Source organism: Amorphus suaedae, assembly GCF_053629675.1.
In genome coordinates, this window is record NZ_JBRJIT010000001.1 from 1,523,095 (window position 1) to 1,536,681 (window position 13,587).

General features: G+C 70.3%; 11 protein-coding genes and 1 other RNA gene. 1 reads left to right on the forward strand and 11 read right to left on the reverse strand.

Annotated features, from left to right (window positions below):
• Positions 1-10 precede the first annotated feature (10 nt).
• From ftsW to AB7M35_RS06865, 11 genes are all read right to left on the reverse strand, one after another.
• Positions 11-1,171, reverse strand: a complete 1,161-nt coding sequence (ftsW, locus tag AB7M35_RS06815; protein WP_453958309.1) for a putative lipid II flippase FtsW — start codon at positions 1,169-1,171, stop codon at positions 11-13.
• Complete coding sequence (gene murD / locus AB7M35_RS06820) at positions 1,171-2,562, reverse strand: UDP-N-acetylmuramoyl-L-alanine--D-glutamate ligase (protein ID WP_453958312.1); 1,392 nt, start codon at positions 2,560-2,562, stop codon at positions 1,171-1,173. Before murD ends, ftsW begins: the two co-directional genes overlap by 1 nt.
• A gap of 63 nt (positions 2,563-2,625) precedes the next feature.
• Positions 2,626-3,711, reverse strand: coding sequence for a phospho-N-acetylmuramoyl-pentapeptide-transferase (mraY, locus tag AB7M35_RS06825; protein ID WP_453958314.1), 1,086 nt, complete (start codon positions 3,709-3,711; stop codon positions 2,626-2,628).
• Positions 3,712-3,719: 8 nt separating this feature from the next.
• Positions 3,720-6,596: a UDP-N-acetylmuramoyl-L-alanyl-D-glutamate--2,6-diaminopimelate ligase gene (locus AB7M35_RS06830; RefSeq protein ID WP_453958317.1), complete on the reverse strand. Its 2,877-nt coding sequence runs from the start codon at positions 6,594-6,596 to the stop codon at positions 3,720-3,722.
• 192 nt (positions 6,597-6,788) lie between these two features.
• Positions 6,789-8,504 (reverse strand): peptidoglycan D,D-transpeptidase FtsI family protein, encoded by a 1,716-nt coding sequence (locus tag AB7M35_RS06835; protein ID WP_453958320.1) that lies wholly within the window; start codon positions 8,502-8,504, stop codon positions 6,789-6,791.
• A 9-nt stretch (positions 8,505-8,513) separates the two neighbouring features.
• Positions 8,514-8,867, reverse strand: a complete 354-nt coding sequence (gene ftsL / locus AB7M35_RS06840; RefSeq protein ID WP_453958323.1) for a cell division protein FtsL — start codon at positions 8,865-8,867, stop codon at positions 8,514-8,516.
• Positions 8,864-9,880 (reverse strand): 16S rRNA (cytosine(1402)-N(4))-methyltransferase RsmH, encoded by a 1,017-nt coding sequence (rsmH, locus tag AB7M35_RS06845; RefSeq protein ID WP_453958326.1) that lies wholly within the window; start codon positions 9,878-9,880, stop codon positions 8,864-8,866. Before rsmH ends, ftsL begins: the two co-directional genes overlap by 4 nt.
• Entirely contained in the window at positions 9,877-10,338 is a 462-nt protein-coding gene (locus AB7M35_RS06850; protein ID WP_453958328.1) for a division/cell wall cluster transcriptional repressor MraZ, read from the reverse strand. Before AB7M35_RS06850 ends, rsmH begins: the two co-directional genes overlap by 4 nt.
• A gap of 529 nt (positions 10,339-10,867) precedes the next feature.
• Positions 10,868-11,269, reverse strand: an RNA gene (rnpB, locus tag AB7M35_RS06855) — RNase P RNA component class A.
• A gap of 107 nt (positions 11,270-11,376) precedes the next feature.
• Entirely contained in the window at positions 11,377-12,090 is a 714-nt protein-coding gene (locus tag AB7M35_RS06860) for a Crp/Fnr family transcriptional regulator (protein WP_453958331.1), read from the reverse strand.
• Positions 12,091-12,292: 202 nt separating this feature from the next.
• On the reverse strand, positions 12,293-12,667 hold the full coding sequence (locus AB7M35_RS06865; RefSeq protein WP_453958333.1) for a response regulator: 375 nt from the start codon (positions 12,665-12,667) through the stop codon (positions 12,293-12,295).
• A 257-nt stretch (positions 12,668-12,924) separates the two neighbouring features.
• Here AB7M35_RS06865 and AB7M35_RS06870 point away from each other — a divergent pair, with 257 nt between their 5' ends.
• Positions 12,925-13,548 carry a class I SAM-dependent DNA methyltransferase gene (locus AB7M35_RS06870; RefSeq protein WP_453958335.1) on the forward strand — a complete coding sequence of 208 codons (624 nt, stop codon included), beginning with the start codon at positions 12,925-12,927 and terminating at the stop codon, positions 13,546-13,548.
• Positions 13,549-13,587: the final 39 nt, after the last annotated feature.

Below are 13,587 nucleotides of genomic sequence, written 5' to 3' on the forward strand. Positions count from 1 at the left end.
TGCATGCGCCCTACGCCGGCTGCGGCGTGGCGAAGTTCGCTTCCGGAGCGAACGGGCCGATGTGGACGGTCTGCGGACGCCGCCGCGTCAGCGCGAGGACGAAGCCCATGCCGAGGGCCACCGCGACCAGCGACGAGCCGCCGTAGGATATGAACGGCAGCGTCATGCCCTTGGCCGGCATCAGGTGCAGGTTCACCGCCATGTTGATCATGCTCTGCACCCCGAACAGCACGATCAGCCCGGAGACGGACAGGCGGGTGAAGGCGTCGTGCATCCGCAGCGCATGCAACAGGCCCCGCAGCACCACGAAGGCGAACAGCGAGACCAGCAGGATGCAGATGATCACGCCGAACTCCTCGGCGGTGACCGCGAAGACGAAGTCGGTGTGGGAGTCCGGCAGGATCCGTTTCACGGTCCCCTCGCCCGGGCCCTGGCCGAACCAGCCGCCGCGCACGAAGGACTCGATCGCCGTGTCGACCTGGAAGGTGTCGCCGGAGCTCGGGTCCAGGAACCGGTTGATGCGCGCGGCCACGTGGGGAAGGTTCAGGTAGGCGAGCCCGAGCCCGCCCATGCCCATGAAGCCCAGCGACACCACCCATTTCCAGGGCATGCCGGCGAGGAAGAACATCGCGCACCAGACGATCGAGATCAGCATCGTCTGGCCGAAATCGGGCTGGGCCACCAGCGGCGCGACCACCATCGCCAGCAGCAGCACCGCGAAGAGCTTGCCGGGAAGCTCGGGGCGCTTGGCGCCCTCGGCGAACAGGAAGGCCGTCAGGATAACGAAGGCCGGTTTCAGGAACTCCGCCGGCTGCACCGACACGCCGAGAATGGAAAGCCAGCGGCGCGCGCCCTTGGCCTCGTCGCCGAGGAACAGCGTCGCGATGGTCGCCACCAGCATCACCGCGAACAGGATCAGCGCGAGCCGCCGCACCTTGCGGTTGGGGAGGAACGAGACGCCGATCATCACCGCCAGCGCCGGAACGGCGAAGAACGCCTGGCGGATGACGAAATGGTAGCTGGGCAGGCCCAGGCGTTCGGCCACCGGCGGACTGGCCGCGAAGGAGAGCACCACGCCGCCCGCGAGCAGCGAGACCAGGGCGATCAGCATCAGGCGGTCGACGGTCCACCACCATTCGGCAATCATGCTGCGGTCGGCGCGCGAAACCATCAGGCAACCCTCCGTTCGATGCCGGTGAGGGCGAGGACGAGCGCCTTGAAGGCATCCCCGCGGACTTCGAAATTCGCGAACTGGTCGAACGACGCGCAGGCCGGCGACAGCAGCACCACCGCCTCGCCGTCGGCCTTGGCGGCGTCGGCGGCCGCCTGGGCGACGGCGGTCTCAAGGTCGCCGGCAACGACGGCCTCGGCATGTCCCTTCAGGGTCGCGGCGAAGGCGTCGGTGGCCTCGCCGATCAGGTAGGCCCGGGCCACCCGCGGAAAGAGATCCGACAGGCTGTCGATGCCGCCGGTCTTCGGGCGTCCGCCGGCGATCCAGTAGATGCGGTCGAAGCTCGACAGCGCCCGGCGGGCGGAATCGGCGTTGGTTGCCTTGGAATCGTTGACGAACAGCACGTTGGCGCGTCTGCCCACCTGCTCGAGGCGGTGGGCGAGCCCCGGGAAGCTCGCGAGCCCCTTGGCGGCCGCATGCGGATCGTGGCCGAGGCCGACGACGGCGGCGAGCGCGGCGGCGGCGTTCTCGGCGTTGTGGCGGCCGCGCAGGCTGCCCACGCCGGAGATGTCGGCGATGGTCTCTTCCGACCCCTCCCGCGCCAGCACGATGCGGGTCCCCTCGGCGAACACGCCGTCGCGCACCGGTCCGGCGGTCGAGACCCGCAGCGTCGGCAGGCCGCGGCCTTCGCGCCGCTCGGCCATCTCCAGCGACCAGCCGTCGTCGACGCCGACGACCGCGACGCCGGCGCGGGCGACCACCCGCTCCTTGATGGAGGCGTAGTGGGCGAGCGTGCCGTGGCGGTCGAGGTGATCCTCGGAAATGTTGAGGTGCAGCCCGACGGTCGGCGCCAGGCTGGGGGCGAGGTCGATCTGGTAGGACGAGACCTCGACCACGGCGACGCTTCCCTCCGCCGGCACCGGCAGGTCGAGCACCGGGATGCCGATGTTGCCGCCGATGTGCGCGGGAATGCCCATGGCGTTCAGCAGGTGGCCGATCAGCGCCGTCGTCGTCGACTTGCCGTTGGTGCCGGTGATCGCCACCAGCGGCGCCTCGGGCGCCCGTGCCCGGCGTTCGCGCTCGTAGAGCTCGATGTCGCCGATCACCGGCACGCCGGCGGCCTGCGCCATCACCACGGTCCAGTGCGGCCTCGGATGGGTCAGCGGCACGCCCGGCGCCAGCACCAGCGCCTCGAACGCGTCGAAGGGCACGGTCCGCAGGTCGGCGGTCGGAATGCCGGCGGCGGCCGCCTCGGCCACCTTCGCCGGCTGGTCGTCGAACGCCGTCACCAGCGCGCCGCCGGCCATCAGCGCGCGCGCCGTGGCGAGGCCCGATCCGCCCAGCCCGAACAGCGCGACCTTGCGGCCGGAGAAGGTGGCAACCGGGATCATCGGCCTGCCCTCTGGGTAGCGGTCGGGGCTGCGGGAATGGCGGGGCGGCTCACGACTGTCTCCTCAGCGCAGCTTGAGCGTGGCGAGGCCGAGGAGCGCGAGCACCACGGAGATGATCCAGAAGCGGATCACCACCTGCGGCTCGGTCCAGCCAAGCTGTTCGAAGTGGTGGTGGATCGGCGCCATCTTGAAGACGCGCTTGCCGGTGAGCTTGTAGGAGGCGACCTGGATGATCACCGACACCGCCTCCAGCACGAACAGCCCGCCGATGATGGCGAGCACGACCTCGTGCTTGGTGGCCACCGCGATCGAGCCCAGCATGCCGCCGAGCGCCAGCGAGCCGGTGTCGCCCATGAAGATCGCCGCCGGTGGCGCGTTGAACCAGAGGAAGCCCAGCCCCGCCCCGATCACCGCGCCGCAGAGCACCGACAGCTCGCCGGCCCCGGCGACGAAGTGGATCTGCAGGTAGTCGGCGAAGACGACGTTGCCGCAGAGGTAGGCGATCACGCCGAACGAGCCGGCCGCGATCATCACCGGCACGATCGCCAGGCCGTCGAGGCCGTCGGTCAGGTTGACCGCGTTGCCCGCGCCGACGATGACCAGCATCCCGAACGGGATGAAGAACAGGCCGAGGTTGATGACGAAGTCCTTCACGAAGGGCAGCGCCAGCGCCGTGGAAAGCGACCCCTGCCCCAGCGACGACACCACCGCCGCCGCGATGCCGGCGATGATCGCCTCCAGCAGCAGCCGGATCCGTCCGGAAAAGCCGCCGTGCGTGGCCTTGGTGACCTTCAGGTAGTCGTCGTAGAAGCCGATCAGGCCGAAGCTGAGGGTGACCAGCAGCACCACCCAGACGTACGGGTTGGAGAGGTCCGCCCACAAAAGGGTCGCGGCGAGCAGCCCGAGCAGGATCATCAGGCCGCCCATGGTGGGCGTGCCCTTCTTGGTCATCAGGTGGCTGGCCGGTCCGTCGGCGCGGATCGGCTGTCCCTTGCCCTGCCGCAGCCTGAGGCCGGCGATGATGCGCGGACCGAAGAAGAACACGAGGATCAGCGCGGTCAGCAGCGCCCCACCGGTCCGGAAGGTGATGTACCGGAACACGTTGAGGCCAGGAAGCTCGCCGGCGAATTCGCCCAGGAGGTAGAACATTCGGTCCCTCAGCCCTGCGGATGGATCGGTGGAAGCGGCGCGTATCGCTCGACCAGCGCCGAGACGACATCCGTCATGCGGCTCCCCTTCGAGCCCTTGACCAGAACGACGTCGCCGGCCGCCACGGCCTGGCTCACCAGCGGAGCGAGGTCGGCGGCGGTCTCCGCCCACGCCCCCTTGCGGGCGGACGGCAGCGCGTCGAACAGGATCCGCATCAGCGGTCCCGAGCAGAAAACCAGGTCGATTCCGGCGGCCTCCAGCGGGCCGGCCAGGTCGCGGTGGAACGCCGGCGCGTTGGCGCCCAGCTCCAGCATGTCGCCGAGCACGGCGATCCGCCGGCCGCCGGCGCCCGCCAGCGTCAGCGCCAGCATGTCGAAGGCGGCCCGCATCGAGGACGGGTTGGCGTTGAAGGCGTCGTCGATGAGCCGCAGCTTGCCGCCCGTCACCGCGAGGTCGGTCTGCTTGCCGCGCCCGGTCCCGGCCTCCAGGCCGGCGAGCGTCTCCGCGCCCGCCGCCACGTCCGCCCCGACCAGGTCGACGGCGGCCAGCACGGCCAGCGAGTTCATCGCGGAATGGCGGCCCGGGGCGCCCAGCACGTAGCGGACCGTCCGTCCGAAGACGTCGGCCGTCACCGTCGAGCGGTTCGGCCCGGCGTCGAGCTCGACGAGGCGGACGTCCGCGTCGGCGCCGGTGCCGAAGGTCACGATGCGGCCGACCCCGGCCGCCGCCGCGTCGGCGCGCAGGATCTCGGTCACCGCGTCGTCGCCGTTGACCACCGCCACGCCGCCGGGCTCGAGCCCGGTGAAGATCTCCGCCTTCGCATGGGCGATCGCCTCGACCGAGCCGAAGAACTCGATGTGGACGGGCCCCACCGTCGTCACCACCGCCACGTGCGGCCGCACCATGGCGGCGAGCGGCGTGATCTCGCCGGCATGGTTCATGCCGATCTCGAACACCCCGTAGGCGCAGTCTGGCGACAGCCGGGAGAGCGTCAGCGGCACGCCCCAGTGGTTGTTGTGGGAGGCAAGCGACGCATGGGTCGGCCCGGAGGCCGACAGCGCGCGCCGCAGCGCCTCCTTGGTGCCGGTCTTGCCGACGCTGCCGGTGATCGCGACGATCCGGGCGTCGGAGCGCGCCCGCGCGGCGACGCCGAGGTCGCCGAGCGCCTCCAGCACGTCGCCCACCACCACCGCGGCCCGCCCGGCCGGCGGCTCCGTCGGCTGCGAGACCACGGCCGCTGCGGCACCGGCCTTGTAGGCGGCATCGACGAAGGCGTGGCCGTCGAACCGGTCGCCCCGGATGGCGAAGTAGACATCGCCCGGCTTGAGCGTCCTCGTATCGATGGAGACGCCGGTCACCGGGCCGTCGGACCCGGCGAGATGCCCCTTCGAGGCGGCGGCGATCGCCTGCGCGGTCCACAGCGGCGGCCCCGCGCCGGCCGGCCCGGCCGCAAGCGCCGCTCGGATCTCGTCATGGTCCGAAAAGGGATGGGTCACGCCGCCGACGATCTGGCCGGTCTCGTGCCCCTTGCCGGCGACGACGCAGACGTCGCCCGCCTTCAGCTCCGACACGGCCGCGCGGATCGCGGCGCGCCGGTCGGGAATTTCGCGCAGCTTCGGCGACGCGGCCAGGATCTGCGCGCGGATCGCCGCCGGATCCTCGGAGCGCGGATTGTCGTCGGTGATGATCGCCACATCGGCCAGGTCCGCAGCGATCTCGCCCATCAGCGGCCGCTTGCCGGTGTCGCGGTCGCCGCCCGCGCCCACCACGACGAAGAGCCGCCCGTCGGTGATGGTGCGCAGCGTCTCCAGCACGGTCTTCAGCGCATCCGGCTTGTGGGCGTAATCCACGAAGACCGGCGCCCCCTCCGCCGTCCGGCCGACGAGCTCGAGCCGTCCCGGCGCGCCTTCCAGCGAGCCGAGCGCGCCGAGCGCCTTCTCGAGCGGCACGCCGACGGAAATCGCCAGCCCCGCCGCAAGCAGTGCGTTGTCGACCTGGAAGCCGCCCAGAAGCGGCACCTTGACGTGGTGGGAGCCGCCGCCCGCCTCGATGGTCAGGCGCTGGCCGTCGGCCTCCACCACCGTCTCGATCAGGCGCAGGTTGGCGCCCGCCGTGCCGACGGTGAACGTCGTCAGGCTGCGCGCCTTCGCCACTTCGGCCACGGCCTCGGCGCCGGGGGAGAGCGGATCGAACACGACGATGCCGTCGGGGCCGAGCAGCGTCTCGAACAGCCGCAGCTTGGCGGCCAGATAGGCCTCCACGGTGGCGTGGTAGTCGAGGTGGTCGCGGCCGAGGTTGGTGAACGCGGCGGCCTTGATGCGGACGCCGTCGAGGCGGCGCTGGTCGATGCCGTGGCTGGAGGCCTCGAAGGCGAGATGGGTGATGCCGGAGCGCGCGAGGTCGGCGAGTTCCTGCTGAAGGGCCACCGGGTCGGGGGTGGTCAGCCCGCCGTAGCTCGCGCCGGACCGGGTCACGACGCCGAGCGTGCCGACGCTGGCGGCCTCGTGGCCCGCCGCCTGGAAGATCTGCCGCGCGAAGGCCGCCACCGAGGTCTTGCCGGCCGTGCCGGTGACCGCGACGATGGTTTCCGGCTGCTCGCCCGCGAAGCGGGCCGCCATCAGCGCCAGCCTGCGGCGCGGATCGTCATCGCGCACGACGGGAATGGCCAGGCCCGGCGGCAGCGGCGCCTCGGTGCCGGCAAGGATCGCGGCCGCGCCGGCCGCCACCGCGTCGGCGACGAAGGCCGACCCGTCCGCCCGGCTGCCCGGCAGCGCGGCGAACAGCATGCCCGGCCGGACCTTGCGGCTGTCCGCAGTCAGCCCCGAGATCGCGACACCGCCCGCGGTGCCGAGATCGAGATCCGGGGCCAATTCCTGCAGACGCATGTCGCTCGCCTCTTCGTCCAATTGCGCGCGCGTGCAGCATCGCTGGGCGTCGCCAAAACAGAATCATATTGAGCCGGAAATGTTGCCGGCCCGTTTACCATGTTCGCCGGGGCAAAAGGCAGCCGCGCAGAGCGCGGCTTGCAGTCCCCGTATTGTTCTTCCGCGCCGGCCGCGTCGCCTGGCCGGCCCGGATCAGTTGTCCTCGAACGAAACCAGCAGGGCCTGTGCGTCGTCGGTGTTGAACTTCGGCGGCACGCCGAGCATCGGCGCGGCGCGGCGCACGATGTTGGCGACCGTCGGCGCGGCGTTCCAGCCGGCCGTGGCGTAGCTCTTGCCTTCCTCGGGCTTCGGCTCGTCGAGAACGACCAGGATCACGTACTGCGGATCGTCCATCGGGAACGCCGCGAGGAAGCTGTTGCGTCGCTTGTTGTGGGCGTAGCGGCCGTTGACGACCTTGTCCGCGGTGCCGGTCTTGCCGCCGACCCGGTAGCCGTCGACCTGGGCGTTGCGGCCCGAGCCCGTCTGGCCGTTGAGCAGGAACAGGTCGCGCATTTCCATGCTGGTGCGGGCCGAGACCACGCGCTTGGCCGACGACAGGGCTTCCGAGCGGGTGCGCGTGAAGAAGGTCGGGTTGATCAGGTTGCCGCCGTTCATCAGCGCCACCGCGGCAACCGCGGCGTTCATCGGGCTCACGGAAAGGCCGTGGCCGAACGAGATCGTCATGGCGGCGAGGTTTGACCACTTGGGCGGCAGCATCGGCGACGCCACCTCCGGCAGCTCCGTCTGGACCCGGTCGAGCAGGCCGACCCGCTTCAGGAACTCCCGTTCCGCATCGACGCCGACGCTCAGCGCCATGTGGGCGGTGCCGATGTTGGACGAGTGCACGAAGATCTCCGGCACCGTCAGAATGCGGTTGGTGCCGTGGAAGTCGTTGATGGTGAAGGAGCCGACGCGGATCGGCCGCCGCGCGTCGAAGCTGTCGGTCAGCTTCACCTTGCCGCTGTCGAGCGCCATCGCCGTCGTGAAGGTCTTGAACACCGAGCCGAGCTCGAACACGCCGCCGGTGGCGCGGTTCATGCGGTCCTGGTCGAGGGCCTGCGCCGGGTCGTTCGGGTCGTAGTCCGGCAGCGACGACATCGCCATCACTTCGCCGGTGTGGACGTCGAGGATGATGCCGACGGCGGCGATCGCCTTGTAGCGGTCCATGGCGCGGGCCAGCTCGTCGCGCACCGCGTGCTGCACGCGGATGTCGATGGACAGCCGCACGGGCGAGAGGTCCTCGCCGGTGCGGGCCAGGCCCGCCTGGTGGAGCGCCGAGAGGCCGTTGTCGTCGATGTACTTTTCAAGCCCGGAGATGCCGGCGTTGTCGACGTTGACCGCGCCCAGGATATGGCCGGCCAGCCCGCCACCCGGATAGAAGCGGCGGTTCTCGGTCAGGAAGTCGATGCCCGGAATGCCGAGCGCGTGGATGCGGTCGCGCTGTTCGGCGGTGATCTCGCGCTTCAGCCAGACGAAGCCGGCATCCGAGGCGAGCTTGCGGCGGGTGGATCCGTCGGCGAGCTCCGGCATGACGGTCGCCAGCGCCTCGATCGCCTCGTCCACGTCGAGCAGCCGGCGCGGCTCGGCATAGAGCGACGCGGTCGACAGATCGGTGGCCAGGATCTCGCCGTTGCGGTCGACGATGTCGGGACGGGCCGCGGAGACGGCCTCCTGGGCGGTCTGATAGGCGACGTTGGGGCGCTCGTCGGTCATGCCCAGCACGACCAGGCGCCCGGCGATCACCACGTAGACCGTCACGAAGGCGGCCATCGCGAGCACGATGCGGCCGCGTCCGCGCTCGTCGCGCGCGGCGGCCTTCTTGCCCGATGCGCGTCTGGCGGCTTCTGCGGTCTGCTTGTCTTTTGCCATGACGTGCCCCTATCGCCCGGTTGCCGCCGCCGCGCCCGGCGATCCCGCGAGGGGATCCACCGGAGGCTCGGGAGGGCGACGCGGAATGTCTTGGAAGGTGCCGATCTGGGCGGCCTCGATCGGCTTCAGGGCCAGGAGGTCCTGATGCTGGTCGACGAGCTGCTGCAGCCGGCCCGGATCGTCGGCGACGCTCCAGGCGGCGCGGAGTTCGCTGATCTTGGCCTTCTCCTCGGTGATCTGGCGCGTCAGCCGGCCGGCGCGCTCGCCTGCCCGCTCGGCGTCCTTCTTGATCGCGAAGACGGTCGAGGCCGAGAACAGCACCCCGATGGCGAGGAACAGGATCAGGAAACGGTACGCGGTCATGCCTCCCACCCCGCAAGCTCGGGCACCATGGGCACGCCGAGCGCCTTCAGATCGATCGGACGAGACGGCGCGGCCGTCCGCACCGCGGCCCGCAGCCGCGCCGAGCGGGCGCGCGGGTTGCGGCGCGTCTCGTTCTCGCTCGGCGTGTCGGGCTTGCGCGTCAGAAGCTCGAAGGTCGCGTCGGGAATGGTGCTCTCCGGAAGGTGTCTGGAGCCGCCGGCCAGCACGCGGCTGCGGTCGGCCATGAACCGCTTCACGATGCGGTCCTCGAGGCTGTGGAAGGCGACCACGACGAGGCGCCCGCCTTCGCTCAGGATCCGCTCGGCGGCGGCCAGCGCCGCGGCAAGCTCCTCCAGTTCGCGGTTCACGTAGATGCGCAGCGCCTGGAAGGTCCGGGTCGCCGGATTGATCTGGTCACGGGCCGAGGGCACGACGCGCGCCACCAGCGCGGCGAGCTGGTCGGTGGTCTCGATCGGCCCCTTGGTGCGTTCGGCGATGATGGCGCGGGCCACCGCGCGGGCCCGCCGCTCCTCGCCGAGCCGCTGTAGGATCTGGGCGATCGCGCGCTCGGGCGCGGTGTTCACGAGGTCGGCCGCCGTCGGCCCGTCCAGGCCCATGCGCATGTCGAGCGGGCCGGACTGGCGGAACGAGAAGCCGCGCCCTGCCGTGTCGAGCTGGGCGGAGGAGACACCGACGTCCAGCACGACGCCGTCGACCGCCGGGAACCCCTTGGCGATCGCATGGGCATCGAGCTCGCTGAACCGGCCCTTGGCGATGATGAGCTTGTCGCCCCACTGCTCGGCGAGCGCCTCGGCACGCGCGATCGCTTCCGGATCGCGGTCGACCGCGATCACGGTGGCGCCGGCTTCCAGGAGCGCGGTCGTGTAGCCGCCCGCCCCGAACGTCCCGTCGATGATGACGTCGCCGGGCTTCGGCGCGAGGCGCGCGACGACTTCGTCGCACATCACGGGCAGATGGATGGAGCGGTCCGGGGTGGCTTCGAAACCGGTCATGACGGGGCACCCCCGCCTGCCGGCTGTCCGCCCAGCATGCCGAAGGCCTGGCGCATGGCGGCGGCGCGGTGCTCGGCGAAGCGCTCCGGCGCCCAGATCTGGAACTTGTAGCCAAGGCCGACGAAGACGACCTGATCGGTGATGCCGGCGTGGGCCTTGATCGTCTCGGACAACATCACCCGGCCTTCCCCGTCCACCTTCAAGATCTCACTGATGCCAAACAGGGCCGTCGACACGAGGTCGTGGTCCGCGGAAAGGGTCTGGAAGCCGCCGAGGCGGCTGTGAATTTCAGTAATGAGCCCGTTGCCGCCGGCATCGACCGTCGGCTGGTGCGGAGAGGGGAAGCAGTACAGCCCCTCGAACCCGTCGCGGGTGAGCACGGCACGGAACTGGGCGGGGATGGATACCCTGCCCTTCGCGTCCAGCCTGTTCGTGTAGTGAGACACGAACCCGTGCATCGGCCCTCTCGCAGTCCATCTGACGGGCCAATGACCGGGTCGACTGTGCCCGGAGCGATCTCCATGTGCGTCTGCACGACATCGACCCAATCGACCCCAGGCGTCGCAGAAACGAACATCCGACCCCGCTCGTGGCGCCGTCGCTCGCTCATCCGACCGGGTTCATTTGGGATATCATGGGGGTGTATGGGCGTCAATGGAATCTCCTGGGTCGGAATGGATTCCGCCCCGGTGATTCGCCCCCCGCAACCCCGCACGTTCGCGCGGGGCCGGGCGACGGATCACCGCCAGAAATGTCGGATCAAGCGCTTGAAATAGCGACGCTTTTCCCGGCCGGACCGAACGCCCGGAGACAGAGTCCGTCCCCGATCGCCCGACACGGCGATCGCTAGAATGACCCGGGATGCGTTAACGAAGAATCCACGCCGCGCGGGATCGGCGGGCGGCCGGAAACGGCCGCCTCCCGGGCCGGTGGGAGCGGAATCCAGGCCCGCCCAGAGGCGGAGCCGCGCGTCACATGGGAGATAAGTTCGCCAGCCGGCCTGTAAGCCGGGTTCTGTAAGGTGCCCGGACGGATCCGGACACGTGACGGCCATTCATCTGGGACGCCCGTTGCGGGGCGCCTCACGCGACCTACCCGAACGGCTGGTCTGGAAACGGACTGGACGGCCTTTCGGCCGGCCGCGCCGCTCCTATTCGGTCTTGCTCCCGGTGGGGTTTACCATGCCGGTCCTGTTGCCAGTCCCGCGGTGGGCTCTTACCCCACCCTTTCACCCTTACCGGCGCGGTGGCCGGCGGTTTGCTTTCTGTGGCACTTTCCCTAGGGTTTGACCCCCGCCGGGCGTTACCCGGCACCGTGTTTCCATGGAGCCCGGACTTTCCTCCCCGGCAGCCTTTCGACTGGTGCCGGAGCGGCCGTCCGGCCGGCTGGCGAACTCCAATAGGGCGCGCCGTCCCGCAAAATCAAGAAGCCGCCGCGCGGGAACCCGCACGGCGGCCTGGTTGACCCCCGAATTCGTGAGCGGCGAGCGCTTCCGCTCAGCGCGAGCCGCTCTTGCGGCAGAGCGCGCAGACGTCGGTGATCCGCAGCCGGTCCTGGCGGTCGGCCACCAGCAGGCCCTTGCGCTTCATGTCGGAGATGATCCGGCTGACCGTCTCGATGGTGAGCCCCAGATAGTCGGCGATCTCCTGGCGGGTCATGGTGATCCGCACCACGGCCTCGTCGCGGTCGCCTTCGGGCCGGCCGCGGCAGTGTTCGCCCAGGGCGCGCCCCGGCACCATCTGGGTCAGGAAGCTTGCCACCCGCTCAAAGGCCGACTTGCGGCCGAGCAGGACGGAGTGGTCGCGCAGCCCGGCGATCTGGCGCAGCAGGCACGTGTTCACGTGGTTCAGCAGGGTGGCGGAGTCGCGCACGTCGCGCCGCTCGATCGCCTTCAGCACCGAGGGCACCAGCGTCTCCGCCGTGCTGTCCTGGTCCTCGCCCGCCGGCAGCCCGAAGATGTCGCCCCGGCCGAGGATGCCGACCAGCTGCCGCCGGCCGTCCGGCAGGAGCTTCACCAGCATCACCGCGCCGTCGACGATCTCGTAGAAGCGGTCGGCCGGATCGCCCTCGTAGTAGACGACCGTGTGCTCGGCGAGGCGAAGCGACTTGGTGCGCGGCGAGGTCAGCAGCGCGTCCCAGTCGTCCGCGCAGGAGGCCACGGCCGCCGCAGGCGTCCGTCGTGTGTCGACCAGGGTGTGAACCATGCTCATGCTGCTTGCCTCCAGATCCCTCGGCTTGCCGCTGCCTATCACGACCGCTGTGGTCGTCGATTGAGCCGGTTGCCGCATGCGGCGCGGTGCCGCGATCGATGGAGGGAGGCTAGCTTCTCGGCGCGGCCCAGGTAATTCGGCCGGTTACGTACGATGAACTGCGTACGTGAAAATCCCGAGGGGCAGGACGTCGCAGGCCTCGCTAGGCGGGCGGCCCGCTCTCCCGCGGCGGGCGCCCGGCCAGCAGCTCGGCGAGCGCCGCGCCGTTCAGCGGCTTGCGCAGGATGTACGGTGCCGGCTCGTTGCGGAACGCCCGCGCCAGGTACGGCTCCGACTGTCCGGAGATCGCCACGATGCGCGGCGCGCTCTCCAGCCGCCTGAGCCAGCGGATCACCTCCACCCCGCCGATGCCGGGCAGCGCCACGTCGACGATGACGAGATCCCCCGCCGCCGGCGGCGGCGCCTCGAAGAAGCTCTCGGCCGAGCGATGCAGGACCACCCGCTCGCCGGTCATCTCCAGCAGCAGCCGCATGGCGTCCAGAACGCTGGTGTCGTCTTCAAGTATGTGAACGGCCACGGGCGCTATCCTCGACGTCGACGGACCCGACGATAGGCCGCACGCAGGCCGGCGCGACATGACAAAGGTCAAGCCCGGAACCCGCCGGGGCGGATGGCCGGCGCGAGTGTTGGCGAACCGCCCGCCAGACTCCGGACGCCAGCCCCCTGCATTGCGCGGACGCCGCGGCCACGGCCGGCGATTTTTGCAATTCGCGCACGAATTGAGGATAATGATGCCTCATCCACTGCAATGAAGATTGACGAGGCAACACCACCATGAAAGCCGATACGTCCATTCTCGATCGCCTCTATGCCATGGAAGGTGGCCCCGAGATCTGCCGCGACATTTACGCGGACTGGGCGGACAACTACGACAGCGACACCATCGACGGCATGGGATACGTCGGCCCGGCGCTGGTCGCCGAGGCGCTTTCGGAGCGGATTTCCCCCACCGCGCGCATTCTCGACGCCGGCTGCGGCACCGGGCTCGCCGGCGAGCAGCTCGCCGCGCGGGGCTTCATGCGCGTCGACGGCATCGACGTCTCTCCGGACATGCTGCGCGTGGCGCGCGGCAAGAACGTCTACCGGTCGCTGAGCGTGGCCGACCTCACCGCGCCGATCGATCTGGCTGACGACAGCTACGACGGCGCCGTGTGCGTCGGCGTCTTCACCAACGGCCACGTCGGGCCCTCGGCCTTCGACGAGCTCGCCCGGGTGGTCCGCCCCGGCGGCACCATCGTCGCCACCGTCCACGAGAACGTCTGGGACTCAGAGGGCTACGGCGGCCATCTCGAGGCGCTGGCCGACAGGGGCGCGGCGACCATCGTCGCCACCGCGGTCGCCCCCTACCACCTCAAGGAAAACTACAGCTGCCGGCTGTGCGTGCTCCAGGCCGCCTAGCGCCCGTCTCCGGATCCGTCCGATCCGGATAAGACGCAC

Coding starts and splice junctions, on each gene's coding strand:
- ftsW (WP_453958309.1), bottom strand. CDS start 1,171: ATGGTTTCGCGCGCCGACCGCAGCATGATTGCCGAATGGTGGTGGACC.
- murD (WP_453958312.1), bottom strand. CDS start 2,562: ATGATCCCGGTTGCCACCTTCTCCGGCCGCAAGGTCGCGCTGTTCGGG.
- mraY (WP_453958314.1), bottom strand. CDS start 3,711: ATGTTCTACCTCCTGGGCGAATTCGCCGGCGAGCTTCCTGGCCTCAAC.
- AB7M35_RS06830 (WP_453958317.1), bottom strand. CDS start 6,596: ATGCGTCTGCAGGAATTGGCCCCGGATCTCGATCTCGGCACCGCGGGC.
- AB7M35_RS06835 (WP_453958320.1), bottom strand. CDS start 8,504: ATGGCAAAAGACAAGCAGACCGCAGAAGCCGCCAGACGCGCATCGGGC.
- ftsL (WP_453958323.1), bottom strand. CDS start 8,867: ATGACCGCGTACCGTTTCCTGATCCTGTTCCTCGCCATCGGGGTGCTG.
- rsmH (WP_453958326.1), bottom strand. CDS start 9,880: ATGACCGGTTTCGAAGCCACCCCGGACCGCTCCATCCATCTGCCCGTG.
- AB7M35_RS06850 (WP_453958328.1), bottom strand. CDS start 10,338: ATGCACGGGTTCGTGTCTCACTACACGAACAGGCTGGACGCGAAGGGC.
- AB7M35_RS06860 (WP_453958331.1), bottom strand. CDS start 12,090: ATGAGCATGGTTCACACCCTGGTCGACACACGACGGACGCCTGCGGCG.
- AB7M35_RS06870 (WP_453958335.1), top strand. CDS start 12,925: ATGAAAGCCGATACGTCCATTCTCGATCGCCTCTATGCCATGGAAGGT.